Origin of the sequence: Lactococcus sp. S47, from assembly GCF_016517475.1 — a bacterium.
Classification (GTDB): domain Bacteria; phylum Bacillota; class Bacilli; order Lactobacillales; family Streptococcaceae; genus Lactococcus; species Lactococcus lactis.
Window position 1 is genome coordinate 24,495 of record NZ_JACVUB010000002.1, and the last position, 24,394, is coordinate 48,888.

Sequence of the window (24,394 nt, forward strand, 5' to 3'; positions counted from 1 at the left end):
GGATGAACGGTTTTTTATTTATAAATACCAGCTATAACATACCCTTCCAGCCTTTTTTGTAAAATCTCCGATTCTTCCACATAAATTTTTGTTTGGATTGTTTTTTTCAAATTTGAATAGTGAAGAATCACTTGATGAGAGCCCGGAAATTCACGCAAAATTTGTGAAATTTTTTGATTATACTTCTCATCTTTTAAATTTAGCCAAAGTTTTCTATCCGTTTCTAAAGCTGGACTTATTCGGTCAGCAACCAGCTGTAATTCATCATTACGTTCTGTTACTTTTCCACTGATGAGATAAAATTTTCCTTGTTCAAGTTCACTTGAAAATTGACGATAAATCTCTGGAAAAAGTGTCACATCAAAATTTTCACGACTATCAGATACTGTTAAGAAGGCCATTGTTTGCCCTGTCTTAGCCCGATGCGTTCTAATGTAATTGATTTCAACCAAGATAGTCATTCGCCTATTTTTCACAAGTTGAGCAAGAGGTGTAAAATTACCTTCAAATCTGCGAGCTAGATTTTGCAAAGGATGTGGTGTTACCCCAATTCCTAATAAATTTTTTTCAAAATCGTATTTTTCAGTTTCTGAATAATCTTCTGCCTCATGATAGGCAAAGCCCCCACCAGAACTTGCCATAAAAATATCATCACTATAATAATTTAATAAATTAGCATGGTCAGCCAAATTATAAGCTAATTTCCCTCGATTTGAATCTGCATAATCAAAGGCTCCAATCTGAATCAAAGGGAGAATGTTTTCTTTTTTATGAAAATTATTAGGTAATTTTTCGACAAAGTCTGCTAAATCTTTATAGGGTTGATTTTCAACAATCCATTTTGCTAAATCACGAGAAATTCCTTGAACGTGAGCCAATCCTAAACGAATCTTTTTATTTTTTACAAAATCGCCAATTTTCATCAGATTGATGCTTGGTTTTTCTATTTCAAACCCATTTTCTAACGCATCTAAAATCATTACTTCACGTTTGCGATCACGTAATTGAATTTCATAAAATTCATCAGAAAAATGTGCCTTAAAATAAGCAATTTGAAAAGCAAGTGCCCCATAAGCAAAACCGTGTGAACGGTTAAAACCATAATTAGCAAAACGTTCAATTAAGTCATAGATTTCTTCTGCTTTTTCTTTAGAATGGCCATTATGGCTTGCTGAATCTAAGAAATCTTCACGCAACTTTTCTAACTCAGACCCTTTTTTCTTAGAAATTGCTCGTCTAAGAAGGTCAGCTTTCCCAAGAGAAAAGCCAGCAAAAGCTTGAGCCACCTGCATAATTTGCTCCTGATAAATCATAATTCCGTATGTTGGCTTTAAGATTTCACTAATAGAATCATCCACAGTAGGCACAATTTCTTTCCCATGTCGTCGAGCAACAAATTGTGGAATAAACTGTGATGGACCAGGACGGAAAATTGAAGTTGCATCAACAATATCATCAAATTTACTTGGGGCAAGATTTCTTAAAAAACGTCGCATTTGTGGATTTTCAAACTGAAAAATTCCCATGGTATTTCCAGCCCGAAAAAGGGCCAATGTGTCTTCATCTTCCAAATTTATTTTTAGTGGATCAACATCAATTTTTTGACGTATTTTCACTAAATCACGTAATCTAGAAATTATTGTTAAATTACGTAATCCCAAAAAGTCAATTTTCAAAAGTCCAATTGCTTCAACATCTGGCGCCTCATATTGCGTCAAAGCCAAATCTTCTGACGGTTTTAGTGATACATAATTCACCAAAGATTCTTCAGAAAGAACGACACCTGAAGCGTGTGTTGAAGTCTGACGGGGCATTCCCTCAATTCGTCTTGCAACTTCATAAATTCTTTTCAATTTTTCATTTTTTAACACTTCAGCTTTAAAACGTTGATTATTTTCATACTCATCAGCCAAAGTTCCAAAACGACGCACAAGCATCCGAGTCAAATTGGATAATTCAGCTTCAGTCATTCCAAAAGCTTTACCAACATCTCTAAGCGCCTGTCTTTTACCCAAGGTTGAAAAAGTAACAATTTGTGCGACATGGTCTGAACCATATCTGTTTTTCATATAGGCCAATAATTCAGCACGACGGTCATCTGGCATGTCAATGTCAATATCGGGCATGGCCACACGTTCTGGATTCAAAAAACGTTCGAAGAAGAGATTATGTTGAACAGGGTCAACTTGTGTAATTCCTAAAACATAGGCAACTAAAGAACCGGCCGCTGAACCACGCCCCATTCCACAATAAATTTCTTGTTCACGGGCATAACGCAACAAATCCGCGACAATCAAGAAATAGTCATCAAATCCCATTTGATGAATGACTGACAACTCTTTTTCTAAACGTTCTTGATAAACTGACAAATCTTGCAAATTTACTGACGAGACTTCTGTCAGTAAATTTTTTTCTTCAAGTCGAGCTGACAAACCTAAAGTCGCTTCTTCTCGTAAATGTTCAACTGCCTGTCTCTTCTTATCGAATCTAGGAAGCTCCAATTTTTCATCGAACTGATAAGCAATCTTTGCTGTTAATGCTGACAGGTTTTTCAAAGCCTGTGGAAAATATTTCAGGAAGTAAGTCTCATAAGCTTCTGGTCTTTGAAGAAGTTCATTAGAACTGATTGTTAAACTTTCATCGAAAGAAACTCCATCACGCACTGCATGCAAAATTGCTAAAATTTCATTATCAGCAAAATTCAAATAGCGAATAGCCGGAAAAGGAAGTGTTGGTAAATTAAATTTAGCCCCTTTATCTGTCAGTTGATCAATCCCAATAAAAGCTTCATCAGCTACTGACGAAAGTTCTGTCAGCTCGCTCAAACTTCCGTAAGTTTCAGGAATAATCAAGGCGATTCCTGATAAATGATTTTGAATATCAGAAAATTGACGGCGTCCATAGTTATGAAGCGTCGAAATCCGAAGTAAGTTTTTATAACCTTCAGTATCTTTAGCAATAAAAGAAAAAGCAATTGGTAAACCCCGCCATTCAAAATTTAGCTCAATACTAATAATGGGTTGCAAATTAAATTTTTGAGCTTTTCTGACAAAACGAAAAGCAGCATGAAGATTCCCAACATCGCAAATTCCAACCGTTTGATAACCTAAACGGTGCGCCGTTTCCAAATAGTCATCAACTTTAACGACACTATCTAAAAAACTATATTCAGTTTTTGTATTCAAGGGTGCAAACATCTTTTCCTCCTTTCTTGCTAAAACGACTGGTATTTCTTAATTAAAAGATATTAATTTTATTATACTATATTTTAGCTTGAACTTGGGATAAGTTTAGACAAACTAAGAACAAAAAAAGCGTCAAATTTTAGTTATTAAACGCAAACAAAAGTAATTAAATTTAACTAAATTAATATCAAAAAACAATCTAACAGCTGAAAACGTCCAACATTTTTGACATTTTTTGATTTTAAAAACTGCTTTCATTCTTATTTTTAATTCGTTTTTATTACAAAAAACTAAGATGTTTCACCTTTTTATTAATCGTAATAAAAAAATTATAAAAACTAAAAGAATCCTTTAACAACAGCATTTATAGCTTATATATTAGCAATTTGACGAGAACTTTTTTTTGCACTATAATGAGCAAGCCTTGTTTATTTATTACTAATTTTTAATTAAACAATCACTAAAACTAAAAATAGAATGGGAAAGGTGTAATGACAGTGCTAGTATTAGCTGGAACAATCGGAGCAGGAAAAAGCTCTTTAACTGAGATGTTGGCGGAGGAATTGAAAACACAAGCTTTTTATGAGAGTGTTGACGATAATAAAGTTTTGCCATTATTCTATGAGAACCCTCAAAAATATGCCTTCTTATTACAAATATACTTTTTAAATAAGCGATTTGATTCAATCAAAAGAGCCTTGTCTGATAATAATAATGTATTAGACCGCTCGATTTATGAAGATAGTCTGCTTTTTCATTTGAACGCCGATTTAGGACGAGCAGATGAAACGGAAGTCGAGGTTTATGATGACTTACTTAACAATATGTTGGAAGAAATTGATAGTTTATCTTTCAAAAAAAGGCCTGATTTACTCATTCATGTCAAAGTTTCTTTTGATAAAATGCTAGAAAGAATCAAAAAACGGGGACGTCAATTTGAACAATTGGAATACGACCCAAGTTTATATGACTACTATAAAGAATTAAATAGCAGATATGATGCTTGGTTTGAAGCCTTCGATATTTGTCCCAAAATCCAAATTGATGGTGATAAATATGATTTTGTGGAGGATGAACAATCAAAAATTCATGTTTTACAACAAATCAAAGAAAAATTAAAAGAAATTGAAGGAGAAAATAATTAATGAATGTCACCGTCTTTCTTTCTTCAAGAGATGGAAAAAATCCAATCTATAAAGATACAAGCGAAAAATTAGGAATATTACTTGCTAAATCAGGCCATACCCTCGTCTATGGTGGTTCCGAAGAAGGGTGTATGGGAATGGTCTCAGATGCAGTCATTCGTCATCAAGGTAAAGTTATTGCCGTTTATCCTGATGGAATTCTCCCTTTAGAACCACCTCGTCAAAATGCCAGTCAACTTTATTTAACAAGTGGAATGGATGAGCGCAAACGTAAACTCATTGATTTAGGAGAAGCTTTTGTCATTTTAGCTGGTGGATTTGGGACAATGGAAGAAAGTTTTCAACTTTTAACTGAGATGTCTATCAACCAAACCGCTGTCCGCCCAGTCATTTTTGTTGGTCGAAAATTTTATCAACCTCTTTTTGACCTACTGCGCTTGCAACTTAAGGAAGGAATGATTTCTAAAGAAGTCATAGATGCCATTTCTCTTGTTGATACCGCCGAAGAAACCATAGAATTATTAGGAGATTTGAAACTTGAACAAGTTGTTTAATCAAGCAGTTAACGTTTACCTTGCCGCACCATTTTTTAGTGAAAGTCAAATAAAAAAAGTTGAACTTTTAGAAAATGCACTTTCAAAAAATAAAACAGTAGCAAACTTTTTTAGCCCAATGAGATGTCAACATCCTGAATCTTTACCACAAGAAGTTGAAGCTTTTACCCCTGAATGGGCCAAAGCGACAATGGAAAATGATGTAAATGAGGTAAATAAAGCAGATATCATTGTTGCAATTGTTGATTTCGATCATCAAGATACTGATTCTGGAACAGCTTGGGAGCTTGGCTACGCCATTGCTTTAGAAAAACCAACCTATCTTATTCGTTTTGAAGATACTATTCCAGCAAATATAATGCTCACGGAGCGAAATAGAGCTTTCTTCACCCAGATTGAACAAGTTGAAGAATATGATTTTTTAGAGTCTAAACTAATCCCATATAGTGGAAAATACCAATAGTAAAGAGATAAGTACCTGCTTATTTTTATCTTCTCCTTTATATATAAAATTTGAAATTTGTCATAATTTGTACTATACTATAGGCGGATAGAAAATAATGGAAAGAAGCGTAAATATGAAACTTATTGTCACACTTTTTTGGTCGCTTGCTCTTGGACAAGTTGTAGGTTATGTTGCAACTGCTCTTGCTGGCGTTCCAGACCCTGAACTTTGGACAACGATTATCTCGCTTATCTTTGGTCTTTTTGTATATCTTTTCCAAGCTGTAGCTGTGGAAAAAGAGGCTAAAGCAAACTAAATTACTGATATTTTATCAGGTTCTTTCGCTAAAAAGCGTTTGAAAATAAAAACTCTTGCTCTGCAGGAGTTTTTATTTTGGTCCTGAGGCTTGCAAATTTCTTAAAATACCTTATAATTTAATATGGACATATTTAAACTGTCCTTTAAAAACCTAAATGAAAGGAGAGCGCTCAAGCTTTGAAAGGTCGACCCAAACCCGCAATTATTATGATTACTTATTCTGTCAAATTGACCAAGAGTAGATTGGCGCTCTTCTTGTGCCAACTTTTTGATTTTAATTCAAAAAACTTGACCCATTTCACAAAATAAGAAATTAGATTTTACAAGCTTGAACCATGCTATAAAATGGCTCCAACTCCAATTAATAAAAATAAAGTCGTCTGTCTTGTTAACGGTCGTGTTCATCGCCGGTCAGGAGGAGATTTCCTTGAGAATCTTGACCCTAGCCTTCAAACCGTTATCATGCGCGATTACCCAGAAGCAACCAGTCATGATTTCATCTGTAATGAACATCAGGTTAAATTCCGTTTGGAGGTCTTAGATACCCTTTTTCATCTTGACCTGCAAAAAAACTTTACCGTTAATGATTTACTTAATGAAGAATTAACTAAGGCAAATTTTGAGATTCATGACGTGGAAGAACAACTTCAAACCCAAGAAACTATCGGTGAACGTGTGGCTGATAAAGTTACTGAATTTGTCGGTTCGTGGGCTTTCATTCTAACTTATCTTGGAATTTTAGTCGTTTGGATGTTTGTTAATGTCTCTGGTATTTTCGGAGTCGAGTGGGATAAATATCCATTCATTCTCCTCAACCTTTTTTTATCGATTACGGCCGCAATGCAAGCCCCTTTGATTATGATGAGTCAAAATCGTGCTGCACACCATGACCGCTTGTCTGCTAAAAATGACTTCCAAGTCAATGTTAAATCAGAAAAAGGGGTAGCTGCTCTCCATGAAAAACTTGACCATTTGATGATGGATGATCAAGCTTCAAATATGCAAATTCAAAAAATTCAAACCGAAATGCTTGGAGATATCCAAATTCTTCTTAACGAAGTTTATCAACAAAACCAAGATATTCGTGAGCGTTTGGATGATGTCGAAGATCAACTTGATGATTTTGAAGAAACCTTTGATAGTTTTGAAGAAACTCTTGACAGTATTGAAGAAAATACTGACGATGAGGAAGAAGAAGGCATGGCTAATTCTGATTAAAAAAGTCTGTTCAAATGAACAGGCTCTTTTTTTAACTAAAATAATCTATTTTTTCCTGAATTTCACAGACTGATTGTTTGAGCTTAACTTCTTCTTCAAAAGTTAAGGGAAATTTTACAAGGGCCTCTACTCCCTCTTTACCAATCAAAGCAGGGGTAGAAATATAGGATTTAAACTTTTCATCATAATGTGAACAAATAGCAATACTCTTAGCATCAGAAAGCACCAGATTCATCAGAGATACTGTTGCTGCAGCTATGGCAACATTAGTATAACCTTTCGTATTAAAGACAGCAAAGCCTCCTTGACGCGCTTTTTCTTCTAGGTCTTCTAAATCTAGATTTTTTTCTTTAGCAATCTCTAAAAAAGATTGTCCCCCAACTCTGACCGTTGACCAAGCGGTAAATTGTGAGTTTCCATGTTCTCCAAGGACATATCCTTCAATAGCCCGCCCATCAATCTTTAATGCTTTACTTACTTGTGCTTTCATTCTTGCAGTATCTAAATATGTTCCCGTTCCAATAATATGACTTTGAGGGAGGTTCAGTAATTGAGAATAGAGATTGACAATCACATCATTTGGATTAGTTGTTGCAATCAGAATTCCTTTGAAATTAATCCTATTTAATTGCTCAGAAACTTCTTTAATTTCTGGAATATTTGCTTTTAATTCTGTAAAACGGTCTCCGCCAGGTTTGATTAGTTCAATATGGCCTAAGGTCGATAAAATGATATCGGCATTTACTAAATCAGTATATTCTCCAACATAAATTTTGATATAGAACGGCAAAAGAGAAAGGGCATCTAGCAGGTCTAGAACCTCTGCTTCAGCTTTTTCTCTTTTTTTATCAATAATGACCAACTCATCTACAAGACCTCCTTGAACAATATCAAGAGCCACCGTTGCTCCAACATGACCACAACCAATTAGACCTACTTTACGCATCTTTTCACCCCTTTTTCTTCAGATTTAAATTGAATCTATTATAATACAAAAAGTATGGGAAAACAAGCTATATTTTAAATATTCTGATTATTCAAAGCAAATAAAAAACCTCCTAATCTCGGAGGTTTTTTAGCCTATATTATTTACTATTTTCAACCGCTACACGAATAAATTCTGTGTAGAGTTCTTCTGGACGGTTTGGACGTGATTGCAATTCTGGATGATATTGACATGCCACGAAGAATTTCTTATCAGAAAGTTCAACGATTTCAACCAAACGGTTATCTGGTGAAACTCCTGAGAATACGAAACCAGCTTTTTCAAAGTCTTCACGGAATTTGTTATTGAATTCATAACGGTGACGGTGGCGACGTTGAACCACTTCAGCATCATTGTAGGCTGCTTTAGCGCGTGAGCCATTTTTCAATTTAGCTGGGTAAAGTCCAAGACGTAGTGTTCCACCCATGTCTTCAACATCAACTTGGTCACGCATAATGTCAATGACTGGATATTTTGTTTCAGGGTCTAATTCAAATGAATGAGCTCCTTCAAGTCCAAGAACATTACGAGCGAATTCAACTGCTGTCAATTGCATTCCAAGACAGATTCCAAGCATTGGAACGTCATTTTCACGCGCATATTTAATGGCTGCAATCTTACCTTCTGTGCCACGATGACCAAATCCTCCAGGAACAATAATCCCTGCAGCATCACCAACAAGTTCAGCAACATTTTCATCAGTTACATCATTAGCATTAACCCAGTTAATATCAACTTCGGCATCAGATGAATAACCTGCATGTTTAAGCGCTTCAGTCACTGAAATATAAGCATCTGGTAATTCTACGTATTTACCAACCAAAGCAATTTTTACTTTTTTCTTGAGGTTCATGACATGGTCAACCATTGCTGACCATTCTGTCATATCTGCTTTTGGTGCATCAAGTTTTAAATGGTCACAAACGATTTGGTCCATATTTTGTGCTTGAAGGTTCAATGGAATTTGGTATAAGTGTTCAACATCAAGCGATTGAATGACTGCTTCTGGTGCTACGTCACAGAACATCGCAATTTTATCACGCATTTCTGTCGTGATTGGAACTTCACTACGTAATACGAGCATGTTAGCTTGGATACCATATTCACGAAGTGTCTTAGTCGCATTTTGGGCGATTTTAGTTTTCAATTCTCCAGCAGCACGCAAGTGAAGAATTGGAACAGTGTGAATGTACATGACGTTGTCCGCACCAACTTCGGCTTTCATTTGGCGTAAAGCTTCAATAAATGGCAAGCTTTCCATATCGCCAACCGTTCCACCAACTTCTGTGATAATGATATCTGCATCAGTTGTTGTTGCTGCGCGTTTAATTTTTTCTTTCAACATGTTAGTCACATGCGGTACCATTTGGACAGTTGCTCCGAGGTATTCTCCCTTACGTTCTTTACGAAGAATCTCACTGTAAACTTTACCGGAAGTAACATTTGAATATTTATTTAAATTGATGTCAATGAAACGTTCATAGTGACCAAGGTCAAGGTCAGTTTCAGCACCATCATCAGTAACAAAGACTTCACCATGTTGATAAGGGCTCATTGTCCCTGGGTCGATGTTAAGGTATGGGTCAAATTTTTGGACAGTGACTTTAAGTCCACGATTTTTAAGCAAACGACCGAGCGATGCCGCTACGATCCCTTTACCCATTGACGAAGTACCACCACCAGTGACGAAAATATACTTAGTTGACATCTAAATCTCCTCTAATCTTTTTACAAAACAGAAATAACTGGGAAAAACAAAAACAGCTCCCCAGAGGGGAGCCTACCGTTACTGATTTTTTATAATAAAAAACCAGTGCCCGAAAATAATTATATCTGATTTTTCCTTTTTTGTCAAAAGTCTGTTTTTTAATTTTTCATGAACCATTGTAATATCAGATTTTTTCTTTTTATTTGTATTAGAAGCTATAAGCTTCACTTCTTTTTCAATTCAGAGCTTCTAAAAAATCTTCTTGTAAATTATTTTTAAATGCAATACCAAAATCTTCTAATACTTTTTGAAGCGCATATAGACTGTAAGCCACTTTATTTGGTCTCGCATTCTCTCCCATGTGCCCAATTCTTAAAACTTTACCTGCCAAATAATCAAATGATCCTGTGATCATCACTCGATAGTTCTCACGCATTTTCCTTAAGATTTCTTGATCATTCAGACCTTCTGGCACTTTAATAACAGAAACGGTGTTTGAATAGCCATTCTGCAGATAAAGTTCCAAAGGAGAATTTTCAATTGCTTGTCTTGTCGCATGACCAATCATCGCATGACGTTTCAAAATTTCTTGGTCGGCAAGAAGATTATCTATCGCTTGGTCTAATCCATAGATATCAGAAATTGGCATGGTATATGGAAACCATTTTTTTTCATAATAATCTTTAAAAGTAAGGAGATTACAATAAAAACTTGCGATGGGGCTTTTTCTCTCTGTCATCGCTTGATAAGCCTCTGTTGAAATAGATGCAATTGTTAAGCCTGGTGGAGCTGAAATCACTTTTTGAGAGCCACCAAGAGCGATGTCAATTTGCCACTTATCAACTTGTAAATCTTCACCACCCATCGCCGCAACCGAATCAACAACGGTTAGAATTCCATATTTTTTTAAGAGAGGACAAATGCTTGAGAGGTCATTTAAGACGCCTGAGGGTGTATCACAATGAACGACTGTTGCATATTTAAAGTCATGGTCTTTTTCTAAAAATTTTTCTAGAATTTCTAAGGAAAATGCTTCTTTTCCTGAACTCTCCAGTAGAATTGCTTCACCTCCGTAAAGCTCAATGAAATCACTAAAGCCATGACCAAAAATACCATTATCAAGCACAAGTACGCGGTCACCTTTTTCGGTTAACGAAGCACAAGCCGCTTCCAATCCTAAAATTCCTTCACCAGCTAAAACTCTGACATCGTTTTTGGTTTTTAAAAATTGAGCAAGTTTACTACAAGTTTTTTTGTAAAAGTCATAAAAGGCTAAATCAATATCCGGATTCGTTGTTGCCTTTGCTCTTGCTAATCGTACATTTTCAGCCACCTCAGTTGGACCTGGGGTCATGATTAACATCTCTTTCATTTATTTGTACCTCGCACGTTCTCCACCAATGAGTTTAGGACGTGATTTAAGAGCTGTTACATGAGCGCCACCAAGTTCTCTTAAAATTGGGCGAACGGGAATTTGGACGTGTTTTACGTGCATTCCAATACTAGTATCACCAATATCTAAACCGGCGTTGGCAACAATATGTTCTACCTCAACTGGAGATTTAAAGAGTTGGTAGGCGGCAACTTGACCACTTCCACCAGCGTGGAGTTGCGGAATCACAGAAACGATTTCCCAGTCTTTTTTTTCGGCTAATTCCTCTTCAATGAGTAAGGCACGATTAAGATGTTCACATGCTTGGACCGCCAGATAAATTCCTTTGTCTGACAAGGTCTTGTGTATGACAGAAACAATGACCTGACCGATTTCACTAGAACTGGCATGGCCAATTAAACCACCATTTACTTCTGATGAAGATAAACCAAGAACAAAGACTTGACCAGCTTTAATTTCTGTTTGTTTTATGACATCATCGATAATGACTTGTGTGTCTTTTTTAAGCTTTTCTAAATCCATTTAAAATACCTGTCCTTTCAATGAGCGGGCTCAAGACTTTTGCTAAAGCAAAGCCAACCACAACTTGAATAATATTTACCCAAAGTCCCGCAATGGCTGAACCCCAGCCATACATTAATCCACCAACAATAAAATATCCTCCAACCATAAAGACAAGACTGAGCAAAAAGTTAAGCCATTTGTATCTTGTCAATCCTGCGAGATAGCCTTGCCCGCCATGAATAATTAAGCTGAAAAACATGTAGTTACTGTAGCCTGCAGTCAAATCAAGTAGAAAGGCTGCAAAGCCCCCAATTATTGCCGCCTCTCGTTTACCAAACAGAAAGACTGCTGTATAAATTCCGACATCCAAAAGGGTTAATATATTACCGGCTGAACCTGGAATAGGGAAGGTAAATAGGCGACCTAGAACAAAAGTGACTGCTGTCCAAATCGCAAGTAAAGTTAATTTTTTGATATTTCTGTTGTCCATGAGTTTCATCTCCTACTTTTCCTAGAAGTTTGGTTTACTTTTGGAAATTTATTTTTTATTTTGAAAAACACCATATTCATTTGCATTTTGAATGGCTTGATAAACGAAGTCTTTTGCATTCTTGACTGAATCTTTAAAGGGGGGATTATAAGCCATATTAGCCGCAATTGATGAAGCAAAGGTACAGCCTGCTCCGTTGTTATTATTTTCTATAATCGGGCTTGATAATTCATAAAAAGCTTTTCCATCATAAGCAAGGTCAATGGCTTGTTTTTGGTCAAAGCGATTTCCTCCTTTGATGACGACATTTTTTGCTCCAAAATCATGCAAAAGTTTGGCTGCTTCTTTCATCTCTGATTTACTTTTTACTGACAGCCCTGTCAGTATTTCTGCTTCTTTGAGATTCGGGGTAATTACATTCGCCAAAGGAAAGAGTTGGCTGATGAAAAGGTCACGCATTTCATTGACCGAATAGTCAGCATTTTCTTTAAAAACAATGACTGGGTCTAATATAATTGGAGTATCAGATTTCACTGACAGAGCTGTCAGCCAGTTTTTGGTCAGTTCAAGTATTTCTTTATTGGGTAATAGTCCTATTTTTATGGCTGAAAAGTCCACATCGCTTAAACTTTCCAACTCTTCTTGAAAGAGTTCTTTTTCTACTGGATGAACAAAAAATTTATCTTCTTTGACAGTTACAATACTTGTTAAGGCGCAAAAGCCATAAAGTCCATTGGCTGCAAAAGTCGCTAAATCAGCTTGCATTCCGCCTCCGGATAGGATATCTGAACCTGCAATTGTTAGAATTTTTTTGCTTTCATTTAAATTCTTTGGCATCTTCTCTCCATTAATTTTACTGACAGTAGCTTTTAGATGTCAGTATTTTCCACATATTTGACTTCTTTCAAATATAAACCTTCAGGTGCTGCTGTCGGTCCTGCAAAATCTCTATTTTTAGAGGTCAATATTTTATCTATTTGGCTGACAGGCATTCGGTCATTACCAATTTTAATGACTGTTCCAACCATGTTTCGCACTTGTTTATACAAAAAGCCATTGCCACGAAAAATAAATTTGAAATTTTCTTCGTCAAGACGGATAATTTCTGCCTGATAAATCGTTCTTACTTTGTCATCAACTGATGAACCCGATGCTGTAAAACCTGTAAAATCATGTTCTCCAATCAACTTTGACATTGCTTCTTGCATCCGCTCAAAATTAAGTGGATAGCGAAAATAGGCTTTAGAATGTCTTTGAAATGGACTCCGTGTAATTGAATTTTCTAGATAATACTCATAGGTTTTTTCATGCTTTTGATATCTTGCATGCCAATCATCTGGGACAAGTTCCACTTTTTTTACTGCAATATCTGCTGGGGTTTGAGTGTCTAAACCAAATCGCAGACGTTCCAAATCACGAACTTTACCCTTTAAATCAAAATGAATGACTTGACCAAAAGCATGAACTCCAGAATCTGTTCGGCCTGAGCCTTGTAAAATAACTGGCTCAAAAGAATTTAACTTCGTCAGTATTTTTTCAATTTCTTTTTGAACTGTTCTTTGATTTGTTTGGCTTTGAAAACCTGCAAAATCTGTGCCATCATAGGCTATTGTGGCTTTGTATCTTGTCATTTTTCTATTATAGCACAATTTTTATTAGGACTTTATTTTCTTTTTTTATAATGGTTTATCCTTTTTTAATATGTTTCTTTTAAATTGCTTTTCGTAAAAAAGTATAAAAAAATGCCCCACTACGAAGGTGGGGCGAGGTTTGGCACCATGATCCGAGGGGGATTCGAACCCTCGACCGTTCGCTTAGAAGGCGAATGCTCTATCCAGCTGAGCTATCGGACCAAATTATTTCTGTCAGTAAATTTTTAAGCTAAAATTACTGACAGAAACAAGTTTATCATATTCTCTTATTTTTTTCAATTATTGACTTGTACCGTAGCCATAGTTCCCTGTGTTTGTATCATCTGTTCCATAGCTAGATGTTGTACTGTCATTACTATTATTATAGCCATCATTGTAAGTATTATCTTGTTGATAAGTAGAATCAGAACTTGAGGTTGCCGTGGAATCGCTTGATGAGCTAGAGGAGCCAGAACTTGAATCTGATTGAACTGAGCCACCACTTGTCGAAACATAATTCCCTGAATTTTTGGAATTCAAAGAAACAAGATTTCCTTGCGTATCAACACCATAAGTCACCGTTGATTTTCCTTTTTCAGTTACAGTAGCTGACGGAAGATAATAAAAAGGTGCTGTTCCTGAGCCAAAAACTGATTCATAAGTAATCAAACTGCTTGGCAAAGTGGTCACTGTTGATTCATCAAGCGATTTCTTCATGATATTTTGCATCGCGAGATAAATATCTGTTGGCATAAATTGATAAGAAGCACCATCAACCATTTCACCAACGCCTTCATATTGAATAGAAACTACTTTGTTAAAGCAATCTTTATAACCTAGTAATGAAGTAATTGTTGAAGCATTAATTGGGATATTAGTTCTAAAATCTTTTGAGGCTTCATTCAAAAATTGTTCATAGCGTGTGATATTATCTAAGGCTAAAATTTTCTTCATGAGTGCTGCAATGACTTCACGTTGGTGAGCTGCCCGACCATAGTCACCATTTGGTAAATGATGTCGGTCACGGGTATAAACTAAGGCTTGGTCACCATTAATATGTTGTTTTCCAGGTGGAACTTTCGCAGTATATTGCGGCTCTGTATCTGAAATATAGAGAGTTTGGCCTGTGGTATTGTTAATATCAATCCCACCAACATTATCAACCATATTAACTAGTCCATCAAAATTGACTGTTGCAAAACTGTCAATATTAATACCAGTCTGAGCACTAATAGTTTTCATAGCATAACTTACGGCATTTTTTAAACCGTCAGAAGATGACCCTGAGTTATAACCTAAGGGATAGGCTGCATTCATTTTTTGCTTAGAAACAATGTTTCCGTCAGCATCTAAAATGTTAGTCATCGTATCACGTTCAATTGAAACCATTGTTGTCGTGTGCGTTTTAGGATTAAGTGTCATCAGAATTTGTGAGTCAGAATTCCCATTCCATGAATCGGAAGTTCCACGCCCTTCGCCTCCTGTGTCAACCCCCATAAGTAGGATTGTTAGAGGTTCAGTTGCCTGAATGACTTGTTCTGTCTTTTTATTCCCAGCATTAGTGTAAGTCATTTTAAAGGCTTTTGTTGTACTGTTCAGAACGGTTAATGTATATCCGCCTGCAGCAATTGCCGTTACTAAAATAATACTTCCAAGCATGAGAAGTGTTTTTATCCAAAGCTTCATATTAGCATTATATCAAAATTCTGATTTTTCACAACAAAAAAAGAAAAATTAGATTTTAATTTTTCTTTAATTATATTTAATTTTACTGACAAAAGGGTCAACTATTAGTCAAAAAATAAAACATATTCGCAAACATCAATTAATTGACCATTTTCATCTCGGGCGCCCCATTTTTTGACATTTTCTAATTCAAAATCAAACTTTTCATAAAGATGACGTGCTTTTTTATTACGTGCTTGGACAGTTAATTCCAAACGTTTGATTGTTCCAACTTCTTCTACCCACTCAAGTGCATCTTCTAGTAGAATCGTCCCAATGCCATAGCCTTGATAATCTTCTGACACAGCGATAAAAAGTTCCGCAATATGACGTACTCGATAATGATAATCCGCCGTCAAATGCAAAATACCAGCAATTTCATCACCAACGGATGCAAGAAAATAAGCATTATTATCTTTCTCAGCTTGTTGATTTAAAAAGTCCGTCATTTCTGCTTCAGAGATTAAAATTCCTACTTCATCAATGGTCAAAAAATTACTTTCTGTTCCAACCTTATTGAGAAATTCAATGACTCTAGAACTGTCGGCGCCATTTGCTTCTCTAACAATTAGCTCTGTAGTCATAAGTTATTAACGAGCTCCTCATATCTTTTTCCATGTGGTTTCAAAATAATTTCACGCTCTTGATCGTTGACCAAATCTTTAGAATACTTATCAAAAATGACTTCCAGATAATTTTCTGGCAAATCATCGCCTAACATTTCACCCCATTCAATGACCGAAACCCCATCACCGAATAAATAATCATCTAAATCAAAACTATCCGGATCATCACCAATGCGATAAACATCCATATGATGGAGTGGCAAACGTCCTTCCAGACTTCTGACAATTGTATAAGTCGGACTTTTAACCATTTGATGAATCTCTAAGCCCAAAGCCAAGCCTTTGGTAAAAGTTGTTTTTCCAGCCCCAAGCTCGCCAGTTAAAACAATAACATCTTGAGCCTCTAATTTTCTTCCCAATTTTTGTGCAAATTGTAACATTTCTTCTTCGTTAAATTTCATGATTTTATTATAACACATCCCCTAAGACACTATCTAACGTTTGCAACTGATGAATCTAAAAATAGTCAAACCTTAGAAAATTCCAGTGTTGCCACTTCAAAAAGTTTATCTCCTTCATTATCACAGTCTTTAAAATAAAAGCTGTCAGTAAATTTTACTGACAGTTTTTCAAAAATTTGGGCAAAATAAAAAACCTTAAATGGCTTTTTATCTTCTTCTGCGACGATATTCTTTTTGTTGTTTTTTATGATTTTTGAGCAATTCATCCGCCTGCATATTAATTTGCTGAGTTTCTGTCAGTACTTTTTCTTCATTTGGCGTTTTTTTAGAACTTACTGATGGCTCAGCTGTCATTGAATTTGAAGGAGTTTTCCCATTTTTAGAAACTTGTGCCTTACTGACAGGATTTTTCTTCTTGCCACGGCCACGCAAATGACGCACAAAGGCAATAATTCCCCCAATGATTGTGACTGATGCTGACAAACTGGTCAATGTCATCAAAAGAATATTGTTCCCTTTTGCATTATTGTTGACGGTTTCATTAATAATTGTGGTTGAATTTTTAGTTTCTTTTTGACTGCCAGAATTTTTATCTGTTGAACTGTCTCGATTTTCTACTACCGGAGGCGTTTGATTTTGCCCAACATTATCTGTCTGATTTTGAGCAGTTGTACTTGTTTGTGTTTGATTTTGACTTGTCGAATTCGTTCCTTCAGAGGAACTTGTATTTTGCGAACTACTGCTAGCTGAACTTGCTGAATTTGAGGTACTTGAAGTCCCTGTTGAGCTTTGAGCTGTTGCATCTCCTGAACTTGCTGAAGTCCCGGTTGCCGTTTCTCCATAAGCAATCGTTCCAAAATTAAGCAAGGATATCAGACCTATACTATAAATAATTTTCTTCATAATCAAATTCTATGATAGTTTTCTTAAACGAACTTAAAATTTATTAATGTAATAAATAAACAACGAGGTATTTTGATATTTCTTTCAACCCTTTTTTGGTACAATAAACTTATGAATAAATCAACGTTTTCTTTAAATGATACTGCATGGGTTGATTTTTATCAGCTCCAAAATCCTCGTCAAAACGAAAATTATACTTTTCCTGCTATTATTATCTGCCCTGGTGGTGGTTATCAACATATTTCACAAAGAGAATCTGACCCTCTTGCCTTAGCTTTTCTCGCCAAAGGTTATCAAGTGCTTCTCCTTAATTACACCGTGATGAACAAAGGAACAAACTATAACTTTTTATCACAAAATCTTGAAGAAGTTCAAGCTGTTTTTTCTCTGATTCATCAAAATCATAAAGAATGGCAAATCAATCCTGAGCAAGTTTTCTTACTTGGTTGCTCTGCCGGAGGGCATCTAGCCGCTTGGTATGGTAATTCTGAACAAATTCATCGACCAAAAGGAGTTATTCTCTGCTATCCAGTAACTTCCTTCACTTTTGGTTGGCCTAGTGATTTGTCACATTTTAATTTTGAAATTGAAAATATCTCAGAATATAATATTTCGGAAAAAGTCACTTCCTCAACTCCTCCAACCTTTATTTGGCATACGGCTGATGATGAGGGTGTTCCTATCTATAACAGCCTTAAATATTGTGATCGACTCTCAAAACATCAAGTTCCTTTTGAAGCTCACTTTTTTGAATCTGGACCTCATGGTGTCTCTTTGGCTAATCGGACAACCGCTCCTTCTGATGCCTATTGTCTTCCGTCAGTGCATCGCTGGGTTTCTTGGGCTTCTGATTGGTTGGAAAGACAAATCAAAAATTAAAAATACCACTCAAAAGTGGTATTTTTTTATTGGTTTTATCTAATTTATTAATTACGAATCATTTTTGCTTTTGAAGCCAAACTTCTTTCAAAAATTCTAATGTATAGTGTGAAGTATCAGGCACAATGACGATATCATCTCCCAAATCTTCTGGGCGCCCTACACCAATTGGTAAAGCCCCTGAATCTTTGATGGATTGAATTCCAGCTTGAGAATCCTCTAACCCAATTGATTCAGAGGGGGCAACACCCACTGCATGTGCTGCTGCAATAAAAATATCTGGTGCTGGTTTTGATGCTGCAACTTCAGCCGGATCAGCAATTGCATCAAAATATCCAGTTAAATTCATTCTCTCTAATAAAAATGGACCATTCTTAGAAGCCGACGCTAAAGCAATTTTGATTTTATTTGAACGTAAATCTTTGAGTAATTGTAAAATTCCAGGATAGACATCGGCTGGCGACACATCCTGAATCATTTTCACATAGTTATCATTTTTTCTCTTAGCAAGTTCTTTAAATTCCTCAGCTGATACTTTTTTATCAGCTAAATCTAGAATTTTCTGAAGCGAGTCTTCTCGTGAGACCCCTTTTAATTGCTCATTAAATTGGCGGTCAACACCATTAATGCCAATTTCTTCAGCCAAAGCTTTCCAAGCTCTAAAATGATACTCTGCGGTATCTGTAATTACACCATCTAAATCAAACAATACTGCTTTAAACATCTTTTTACCTTCTTTCTCGTCATTTTAAAAATATATTTTTAAGCAATGACTTTCCAAAATTACTGACAGAAATTCTGTCAGTAATTTTTTTATTAAAAAATAATTGTAAATCCTTGTATCAAAACTTTATTAAGAGTAAAACCATTTATTTTAAATCAAATTTAGTCTGTACACCGGCTTTTAATTGAACCTCATCATCATAAACTTTGGTCAGTAAATCCGCCGACGCTGTCAGTAATAATTGTCCATTTTCAATCAAAATTCCAACTTTAGTTCCTCTAAAAATTTGATTAAATTTCAATTTTGTCCAGCTTTTTGGTAAATAAGGAGCAATTGCAAATTGGCCATCTCGCAGACTCAGACCAGCAAATTCATTTTGAATCACCTCGAGCGTTTCGCCCATGACCCCAATATGAACCCCTTCGGCCGTTGTTCCCCCTTGAATATCATAATAATCACTGCCAATTGCTGTAATCAAGAAATCCAACGCTTCATCAAAATCCCCTAATTTCACATCAATCCCAGCAAAAACCGGACGTGAAGTCGTTGAACCGTGAACAGTCCTAGCAAGATAATAATCACGGTTGACTTTCAACCAATTTTCGGGCAACTCATAAGCCAATTGTTTGACCAACTTAGTCACATGCTCCTGACCCAAATTGTAGATTAACATCAGCGTATCAGCCTGTTTAGCCACTTGATATTCGTCAGGGGAAATACCTTCGGCCTTCATCAAACGGTCAATGCGATGAATATCCCCATATTTTGCTTCATAAGCTGCAAAGTCCACTTCCTTAAGCTCAAAATATTTAGCATATTGCGCAATCACACCATTTTCATCAATATCTAGATACAGTTTTTTCCGAACTTTTTGAGCTTTTTCAAGTAATTCCTTAGGAATTTCAAATCCTTTTTCTGATAATTCTGTCAGCCAATTTAATTGCCAAGTGAGCATTAAATTAGTATAGGCATTATCACAGATTCCCCCTTCTTGCCCAGGATAGGCCTCATGATATTCATCAGGTCCCATGACCCCATCAATATGATAACGGCCGTCATCTCCTAATTCGGCTTTGTTTAACCAAAACTTTGTCGTTTCAATGATTAAATCTAAACCACCGTCAGTCAAAATGCTTTCATCTTCTGTCAGTTGTGAGTAAATCCATAAATTATATACAATGGCTAAACTAACATGCCTTTGACGCCGGCTATTATCTGGTTCCCATTCATTATTTACTGTGTTCAAATGAACAAATTGCGATTGTTCATCACCAATTAAGCCGGACTGCCAAGGAAACATAGCTCCTTTTTCTCCATCAACCTTCGCATTTTCCTGCGCTGCGGTCAATCGATTGATTCGATACAAGAGCAAATCACGCGCCGTTTCTGGCTCATTAGCCGCATAGTAAGGAAGAACAAAAATTTCATCCCAAAAGATATGGCCCCGATAGCCTTCACCAGTCAAGCCACGTGAACCTACTGATGCATCTAAAAACTGGTTAGCACCATGCTGTGCCGCTTGACGAATATGGAAAATGTTCATCCTGACCATTCTTTGTAAATCTTCATGGTCTGATTCGATAACAATATCGGCATCTGACCAAACTTTTTCCCAATAATTCGCATTATTTTCTTGAATTTTACTGACAGAAGTTGCTGACAGCTCTGTCAGTACAAACTCAACAGGATTTTTACTTTCATAAGAACTTGCAATGACAATCGTTTTGTCAAACTGAACTTCTTGATTTTTTTGTAAGTCAATTTCGATTGCTTCTGCTAAAATCTCATCATTCTCAGAATCTATTTTTTGAAAAGCCAATCCATTCAAAAATGATTTAGAAGCAATTGCAAGTTCAATTTCACTTGTTCTTGTTTTAGCAACCAAAAGTCCTTTGGAAATTTTTGTTACTTCAAATTCTTTACTATCAAAAGCCCGATAACGTTCAACATTTTGATTTAAAACTGAGCCATCAGTAAAAGTTTCAATTCTTAATTTACAAGAGAAGTCAGCAATAATTTCACCAACAAAACCAAAATCATGAAAATTAATTGGATCTACAAACTTTGTTGTTACTAAAGTCAAATTTCCTTTGGCCAATTTCACCTGATAACGTTCAATTTGCAAAGCATTTTTAAAATCAATTGTAGCTTGCTTTTCAACTGACGCTTCAAAATCAACCAATTCACCATCAATATATACTTTTATTAATTGAGGATTTGGCCAATTTACCATATCTTCATTAATGACATCATGTCCTGCGACTTCTGTACTCGTCCGGTTGAAGACACCAGCTACGTACAAGCCAGGATAATGATTGTCAGAACAAGTTGACCATAAAGGCGCACCTCGAAGCCCTAAATAACCATTTCCCAATGACATTAAAGATTCTTGACCATAAGAACGTTTCCCTGCTTCTTTTTTATCATATTGGATTATCCAATCTTTTTCAGTCATTTTTCCCCCTCATATAAAACTAAAGGAAGCAGAATTTATCAGCACTGCCTCCAACTGAGTTTATTAATTATTTAACTGCATCTTTAAATGCATTTTTTTGTTCAACGCCTTCTCCCATTACATCTGTATCTTTATAACCAAAGAACCAAACCAATAGGAAAGTTGCAACCGCACATACCGCAGTCGCGATCCAGAAGAGCATCAAGTTACCCGCAGGAGCGTGATGTGTCAAAGGATTAGAAATAAAGTTAGGGAAACCAATCAAAGAACCTGAGAACCCAAACATTTGTAATCCGCCAAATCCAGCAACACCTGCACCAATCGCGGCACCAATTGAAGACATGATAAAGACACGCACATATTTCAAATTAATCCCATACATTGCCGGTTCAGTTACCCCACAAAAGGCTGAAATTGCTGCTGGAGCAGAAAGTCCTTTGAGGTCTGCTTTTTTAGATTTAAAGAAGACAGTCAAGGCACCAACCCCTTGAGCGAGCATTGTGAAAGAAACAATCATATTGAGTGAACTTGCTCCAGTAGCCGCCAATTCTTGTGAAATAAGTGGAACAACCAACCAGTGCAATCCAAAGATAACCAAACATTGATACAAACCACCAACGATAATACTTGCAATTCCTAAATTCAATGACAAGATATGATCAATCACAAATGACAATCCAGAAGAAATTGTAGAAATAACTGGACCTACCAAAAGTAAAACAATTGATGCGGTAATAAAGAAAGTAATCATTGGTTGGAAAATTGGACGCAAGGCAAGTGGTAAAACTTTTTTCAACCAAGCATTCAGTGGTTTAGCAATTGCCACGGCTACAATGATTGGGAAAATTGTATAAGCATAGCTTGGCAAAGCAACTGGAATTCCAAAATAACTTGTATTAAATGTTACTCCAAGGAAATTTGCAACAGGAGCAGCTGCTTCAACAACAACATTTTTACCTGCCGCATTCGTTCCAACATGCGCATTTACCAAGTTAGTAATCCCTGGATTAATCATAAATCCGCCGACTGCAGCACCAATAAATTGTAAAACAGTATCTTTAGGTGCCAATTGTTTTGCCGCTGAAAAACCAACCAAAACAGGTAAGAAGTAAAAGGGCGTCATTGCCAGTGTTGAAATAATGACATAAGTTGAACTTGCAGGATCAATCACTTCGATTAAGCGATTTCCCTTAACAAAGATACTAAGTAAACCATTAATCATCCCACCAGCTGCAAGTAAACCAATAATAGGAATCATTGACCCAGTAATTGTTCCAATGACCACTTGGAAAGCATGAACAATCGGATTTTGTTTTTTACCATTAGCTGGTGCTGTTGCAGCTACTGCTTGTGCCGTTGCCTCATCATCAACTACCGCATCACCAAGTTGTTCAACAACTTCATCATAAACATCCTCAACCGCTTGTCCAATAACCACTTGATATTGATTCAAGTTTGAATTATAAACGGCACCTGCCACACCAGGTAAGGCTTCAATTGCCGCTGTATCGGCTTTATCCTTGTCCTTTAAAGTGAAACGAAGACGAGTGATACAATGAATAACTTTTGTGACATTTTCAGCGCCACCTACATTTGCGATAATATCAGTCGCAAGTTGTGAATAATTTGCCATAAGTTCTCCTTTTGCTTCATTATCTACGAAGCATTTCATAATATAAAATAATAATTGACGAGTTTAATAGTCACAAAATCTATATCCAAAGTTCCCGTCATCTTTGCGCTATAAATTTATTGGTTGATATTTTTACTTACTTAACACTTGCCTGACCTAATTCATCACGTGCATTGGCTGAACCATATTTAACCTCAAAGCCAGATAGGACATCTTTAGTATTTGTAAAAATAACCATTGTTGTCTTATCCAAACCAGCAGCTTCAATTTGCCCCCAATCAACAGTTCCCAGCTCATCACCACCATTAACAATATCATCCACTTTAACTTTAATTTTAAATGGTGCCCCTTTAAGAGCTACTGTATCAATACCGAGATGTAAAAGAATATCTAAGCCATCAGCACGTTTAAAACCAATTGCATGTCCCTGAACTAAAGTTACTTTTGCAGAAACTGGAGCAAAAATTTTATTTTCTTTGGGTTCAACTGCAAAACCATCACCCATTATTTTCTTTGAAAATACCGGATCGTTTACTTTTGAAAGTTCAATAACTTCTCCAGAAACTGGATTATATAGCCCTTTATCGTCTTTCAATTCTTTCTTTTTTCCTATTCCAAACATAAGAATCTCCTATCTTTTGAAGTTGTACGTACAAGTTAACAAAATCATTGTATCATATAAAAACGTTTTCAGCAAGCGGTAACAATTATTTTTATGATAAAATATAAAGTATGAAGAAATATGAAGTGATTTTGCAAGATTTAGAAAAAAAGATTTTTAACGATATCTATAAAACGAACGATATTCTTCCAAGTGAAAATGAGCTCTCTGTTAATTACGAGAGCAGTCGTTCAACAGTCAGACAGGCTTTAAAAATTTTAGAAGAGAAAGGGCTTATTCAAAGACGACATGGCTATGGTAGCATTGTCCTCGCTCATGATAGGCTCCTTTTCCCTATCTCTGGCTTAACTTCATACAAAGAACTACAAACCTCTATGGGTTTCCATAGTGAAACTGAGGTCATTCGCTTTGAAAGACTTGAAATTAACCCTAAACTTTCAGAAACAACTGGTTTTGCCGTTGGGGAACACGCCATAAGTATTCTCAGAAGGCGCAAAGTAGATGGCAAATTTTCAATTTTAGATTGGGATTTATTTTTAGAAAAATATTCCGAAGGTTTAACTCCAGAACATGCTAAAATTTCAACCTATGACTACTTAGAAGATAATTTAGGGCTTGACATTGCCTATGCTCAAAAGGAAGTCACGATTGATTTTGCTTGCGAAGATGACTTTAAATACCTTGACTTAAACCCCAAAGACCATCATGTCGTGTCTGTCAAATCTCATGTTTATCTTGCTGATAATACTCTTTTTCAGTATACTGAATCTCGACATCAAGTCGACCGCTTTCGTTTCACAGAATTCGCTAGACGACAAAAAAGATAAAAAAAGCTCTCCCAATAAGGAGA

23 protein-coding genes and 1 tRNA gene are annotated in these 24,394 nt (G+C 36.0%); 7 read left to right on the forward strand and 17 right to left on the reverse strand.

Annotated elements, in window-relative coordinates:
* Positions 1–14: 14 nt before the first annotated feature.
* Complete coding sequence (locus tag IAE52_RS02580; protein WP_109990665.1) at positions 15–3,197, reverse strand: DNA polymerase III subunit alpha; 3,183 nt, start codon at positions 3,195–3,197, stop codon at positions 15–17.
* Between the two features lie 479 nt (positions 3,198–3,676).
* Between IAE52_RS02580 and IAE52_RS02585 the strand changes: the two genes are divergently transcribed.
* From IAE52_RS02585 to IAE52_RS02605, 5 genes are all read left to right on the forward strand, one after another.
* The gene (locus tag IAE52_RS02585) at positions 3,677–4,330 is read left to right on the forward strand and encodes a deoxynucleoside kinase (protein ID WP_033900498.1); all 654 of its coding nucleotides are present in this window, start codon (positions 3,677–3,679) and stop codon (positions 4,328–4,330) included.
* Positions 4,330–4,884, forward strand: a complete 555-nt coding sequence (locus tag IAE52_RS02590) for a TIGR00730 family Rossman fold protein (RefSeq protein ID WP_003131507.1) — start codon at positions 4,330–4,332, stop codon at positions 4,882–4,884. The genes IAE52_RS02585 and IAE52_RS02590 overlap by 1 nt, the downstream gene beginning before the upstream one ends.
* Positions 4,868–5,347: a nucleoside 2-deoxyribosyltransferase gene (locus tag IAE52_RS02595; protein ID WP_010905396.1), complete on the forward strand. Its 480-nt coding sequence runs from the start codon at positions 4,868–4,870 to the stop codon at positions 5,345–5,347. Before IAE52_RS02590 ends, IAE52_RS02595 begins: the two co-directional genes overlap by 17 nt.
* 97 nt (positions 5,348–5,444) lie before the next feature.
* Positions 5,445–5,645, forward strand: coding sequence for a YjzD family protein (locus IAE52_RS02600; RefSeq protein ID WP_012897261.1), 201 nt, complete (start codon positions 5,445–5,447; stop codon positions 5,643–5,645).
* A 347-nt stretch (positions 5,646–5,992) separates the two neighbouring features.
* Positions 5,993–6,865, forward strand: coding sequence for a DUF1003 domain-containing protein (locus tag IAE52_RS02605; RefSeq protein ID WP_012897260.1), 873 nt, complete (start codon positions 5,993–5,995; stop codon positions 6,863–6,865).
* A 31-nt stretch (positions 6,866–6,896) separates the two neighbouring features.
* On the opposite strand, the gene IAE52_RS02610 is transcribed toward IAE52_RS02605, so the two are convergent.
* The 12 genes from IAE52_RS02610 to IAE52_RS02665 form a co-directional block, all read right to left on the reverse strand.
* The gene (locus tag IAE52_RS02610) at positions 6,897–7,811 is read right to left on the reverse strand and encodes an L-2-hydroxyisocaproate dehydrogenase (protein WP_017864150.1); all 915 of its coding nucleotides are present in this window, start codon (positions 7,809–7,811) and stop codon (positions 6,897–6,899) included.
* Between the two features lie 139 nt (positions 7,812–7,950).
* Entirely contained in the window at positions 7,951–9,558 is a 1,608-nt protein-coding gene (locus IAE52_RS02615) for a CTP synthase (protein ID WP_003131516.1), read from the reverse strand.
* A gap of 235 nt (positions 9,559–9,793) precedes the next feature.
* Entirely contained in the window at positions 9,794–10,930 is a 1,137-nt protein-coding gene (locus IAE52_RS02620) for an alanine--glyoxylate aminotransferase family protein (RefSeq protein ID WP_033900495.1), read from the reverse strand.
* Entirely contained in the window at positions 10,931–11,473 is a 543-nt protein-coding gene (locus tag IAE52_RS02625) for a TIGR01440 family protein (protein WP_010905395.1), read from the reverse strand.
* Entirely contained in the window at positions 11,454–11,954 is a 501-nt protein-coding gene (locus IAE52_RS02630) for an ECF transporter S component (protein WP_003131521.1), read from the reverse strand. Before IAE52_RS02630 ends, IAE52_RS02625 begins: the two co-directional genes overlap by 20 nt.
* A gap of 39 nt (positions 11,955–11,993) precedes the next feature.
* Positions 11,994–12,782 carry a bifunctional hydroxymethylpyrimidine kinase/phosphomethylpyrimidine kinase gene (locus IAE52_RS02635; RefSeq protein WP_109990664.1) on the reverse strand — a complete coding sequence of 263 codons (789 nt, stop codon included), beginning with the start codon at positions 12,780–12,782 and terminating at the stop codon, positions 11,994–11,996.
* A gap of 32 nt (positions 12,783–12,814) precedes the next feature.
* The gene (gene truA / locus IAE52_RS02640; RefSeq protein WP_109990663.1) at positions 12,815–13,576 is read right to left on the reverse strand and encodes a tRNA pseudouridine(38-40) synthase TruA; all 762 of its coding nucleotides are present in this window, start codon (positions 13,574–13,576) and stop codon (positions 12,815–12,817) included.
* A gap of 148 nt (positions 13,577–13,724) precedes the next feature.
* Positions 13,725–13,798: transfer RNA gene (locus tag IAE52_RS02645), tRNA-Arg, on the reverse strand.
* Between the two features lie 78 nt (positions 13,799–13,876).
* Positions 13,877–15,262, reverse strand: a complete 1,386-nt coding sequence (locus IAE52_RS02650) for an LCP family protein (RefSeq protein ID WP_003131524.1) — start codon at positions 15,260–15,262, stop codon at positions 13,877–13,879.
* Positions 15,263–15,366: 104 nt separating this feature from the next.
* Positions 15,367–15,885 carry a GNAT family N-acetyltransferase gene (locus tag IAE52_RS02655; RefSeq protein WP_109990661.1) on the reverse strand — a complete coding sequence of 173 codons (519 nt, stop codon included), beginning with the start codon at positions 15,883–15,885 and terminating at the stop codon, positions 15,367–15,369.
* Positions 15,882–16,328: a tRNA (adenosine(37)-N6)-threonylcarbamoyltransferase complex ATPase subunit type 1 TsaE gene (tsaE, locus tag IAE52_RS02660; RefSeq protein ID WP_023188979.1), complete on the reverse strand. Its 447-nt coding sequence runs from the start codon at positions 16,326–16,328 to the stop codon at positions 15,882–15,884. Before tsaE ends, IAE52_RS02655 begins: the two co-directional genes overlap by 4 nt.
* A gap of 207 nt (positions 16,329–16,535) precedes the next feature.
* Complete coding sequence (locus IAE52_RS02665; RefSeq protein ID WP_017864144.1) at positions 16,536–17,231, reverse strand: ATPase; 696 nt, start codon at positions 17,229–17,231, stop codon at positions 16,536–16,538.
* 111 nt (positions 17,232–17,342) lie between these two features.
* Here IAE52_RS02665 and IAE52_RS02670 point away from each other — a divergent pair, with 111 nt between their 5' ends.
* Positions 17,343–18,110 carry an alpha/beta hydrolase gene (locus tag IAE52_RS02670; protein ID WP_064973475.1) on the forward strand — a complete coding sequence of 256 codons (768 nt, stop codon included), beginning with the start codon at positions 17,343–17,345 and terminating at the stop codon, positions 18,108–18,110.
* Between the two features lie 58 nt (positions 18,111–18,168).
* Here the strand turns inward: IAE52_RS02670 and pgmB are convergent, their stop codons facing one another.
* From pgmB to IAE52_RS02690, 4 genes are all read right to left on the reverse strand, one after another.
* Complete coding sequence (pgmB, locus tag IAE52_RS02675) at positions 18,169–18,834, reverse strand: beta-phosphoglucomutase (RefSeq protein ID WP_058203366.1); 666 nt, start codon at positions 18,832–18,834, stop codon at positions 18,169–18,171.
* A gap of 145 nt (positions 18,835–18,979) precedes the next feature.
* Entirely contained in the window at positions 18,980–21,289 is a 2,310-nt protein-coding gene (locus IAE52_RS02680; protein ID WP_200136660.1) for a glycoside hydrolase family 65 protein, read from the reverse strand.
* Between the two features lie 67 nt (positions 21,290–21,356).
* The gene (locus IAE52_RS02685) at positions 21,357–22,922 is read right to left on the reverse strand and encodes a PTS transporter subunit EIIC (protein ID WP_025016545.1); all 1,566 of its coding nucleotides are present in this window, start codon (positions 22,920–22,922) and stop codon (positions 21,357–21,359) included.
* A gap of 136 nt (positions 22,923–23,058) precedes the next feature.
* Positions 23,059–23,544: a PTS glucose transporter subunit IIA gene (locus IAE52_RS02690; protein WP_015425865.1), complete on the reverse strand. Its 486-nt coding sequence runs from the start codon at positions 23,542–23,544 to the stop codon at positions 23,059–23,061.
* Positions 23,545–23,654: 110 nt separating this feature from the next.
* Between IAE52_RS02690 and treR the strand changes: the two genes are divergently transcribed.
* Complete coding sequence (treR, locus tag IAE52_RS02695; protein ID WP_021466934.1) at positions 23,655–24,371, forward strand: trehalose operon repressor; 717 nt, start codon at positions 23,655–23,657, stop codon at positions 24,369–24,371.
* Positions 24,372–24,394 lie beyond the last annotated feature (23 nt).

Coding starts and splice junctions, on each gene's coding strand:
- IAE52_RS02580 (WP_109990665.1), bottom strand. CDS start 3,197: ATGTTTGCACCCTTGAATACAAAAACTGAATATAGTTTTTTAGATAGT.
- IAE52_RS02585 (WP_033900498.1), top strand. CDS start 3,677: ATGACAGTGCTAGTATTAGCTGGAACAATCGGAGCAGGAAAAAGCTCT.
- IAE52_RS02590 (WP_003131507.1), top strand. CDS start 4,330: ATGAATGTCACCGTCTTTCTTTCTTCAAGAGATGGAAAAAATCCAATC.
- IAE52_RS02600 (WP_012897261.1), top strand. CDS start 5,445: ATGGAAAGAAGCGTAAATATGAAACTTATTGTCACACTTTTTTGGTCG.
- IAE52_RS02605 (WP_012897260.1), top strand. CDS start 5,993: ATGGCTCCAACTCCAATTAATAAAAATAAAGTCGTCTGTCTTGTTAAC.
- IAE52_RS02610 (WP_017864150.1), bottom strand. CDS start 7,811: ATGCGTAAAGTAGGTCTAATTGGTTGTGGTCATGTTGGAGCAACGGTG.
- IAE52_RS02615 (WP_003131516.1), bottom strand. CDS start 9,558: ATGTCAACTAAGTATATTTTCGTCACTGGTGGTGGTACTTCGTCAATG.
- IAE52_RS02620 (WP_033900495.1), bottom strand. CDS start 10,930: ATGAAAGAGATGTTAATCATGACCCCAGGTCCAACTGAGGTGGCTGAA.
- IAE52_RS02625 (WP_010905395.1), bottom strand. CDS start 11,473: ATGGATTTAGAAAAGCTTAAAAAAGACACACAAGTCATTATCGATGAT.
- IAE52_RS02630 (WP_003131521.1), bottom strand. CDS start 11,954: ATGAAACTCATGGACAACAGAAATATCAAAAAATTAACTTTACTTGCG.
- IAE52_RS02635 (WP_109990664.1), bottom strand. CDS start 12,782: ATGCCAAAGAATTTAAATGAAAGCAAAAAAATTCTAACAATTGCAGGT.
- truA (WP_109990663.1), bottom strand. CDS start 13,576: ATGACAAGATACAAAGCCACAATAGCCTATGATGGCACAGATTTTGCA.
- IAE52_RS02650 (WP_003131524.1), bottom strand. CDS start 15,262: ATGAAGCTTTGGATAAAAACACTTCTCATGCTTGGAAGTATTATTTTA.
- IAE52_RS02655 (WP_109990661.1), bottom strand. CDS start 15,885: ATGACTACAGAGCTAATTGTTAGAGAAGCAAATGGCGCCGACAGTTCT.
- tsaE (WP_023188979.1), bottom strand. CDS start 16,328: ATGAAATTTAACGAAGAAGAAATGTTACAATTTGCACAAAAATTGGGA.
- IAE52_RS02665 (WP_017864144.1), bottom strand. CDS start 17,231: ATGAAGAAAATTATTTATAGTATAGGTCTGATATCCTTGCTTAATTTT.
- IAE52_RS02670 (WP_064973475.1), top strand. CDS start 17,343: ATGAATAAATCAACGTTTTCTTTAAATGATACTGCATGGGTTGATTTT.
- pgmB (WP_058203366.1), bottom strand. CDS start 18,834: ATGTTTAAAGCAGTATTGTTTGATTTAGATGGTGTAATTACAGATACC.
- IAE52_RS02680 (WP_200136660.1), bottom strand. CDS start 21,289: ATGACTGAAAAAGATTGGATAATCCAATATGATAAAAAAGAAGCAGGG.
- IAE52_RS02685 (WP_025016545.1), bottom strand. CDS start 22,922: ATGGCAAATTATTCACAACTTGCGACTGATATTATCGCAAATGTAGGT.
- IAE52_RS02690 (WP_015425865.1), bottom strand. CDS start 23,544: ATGTTTGGAATAGGAAAAAAGAAAGAATTGAAAGACGATAAAGGGCTA.
- treR (WP_021466934.1), top strand. CDS start 23,655: ATGAAGAAATATGAAGTGATTTTGCAAGATTTAGAAAAAAAGATTTTT.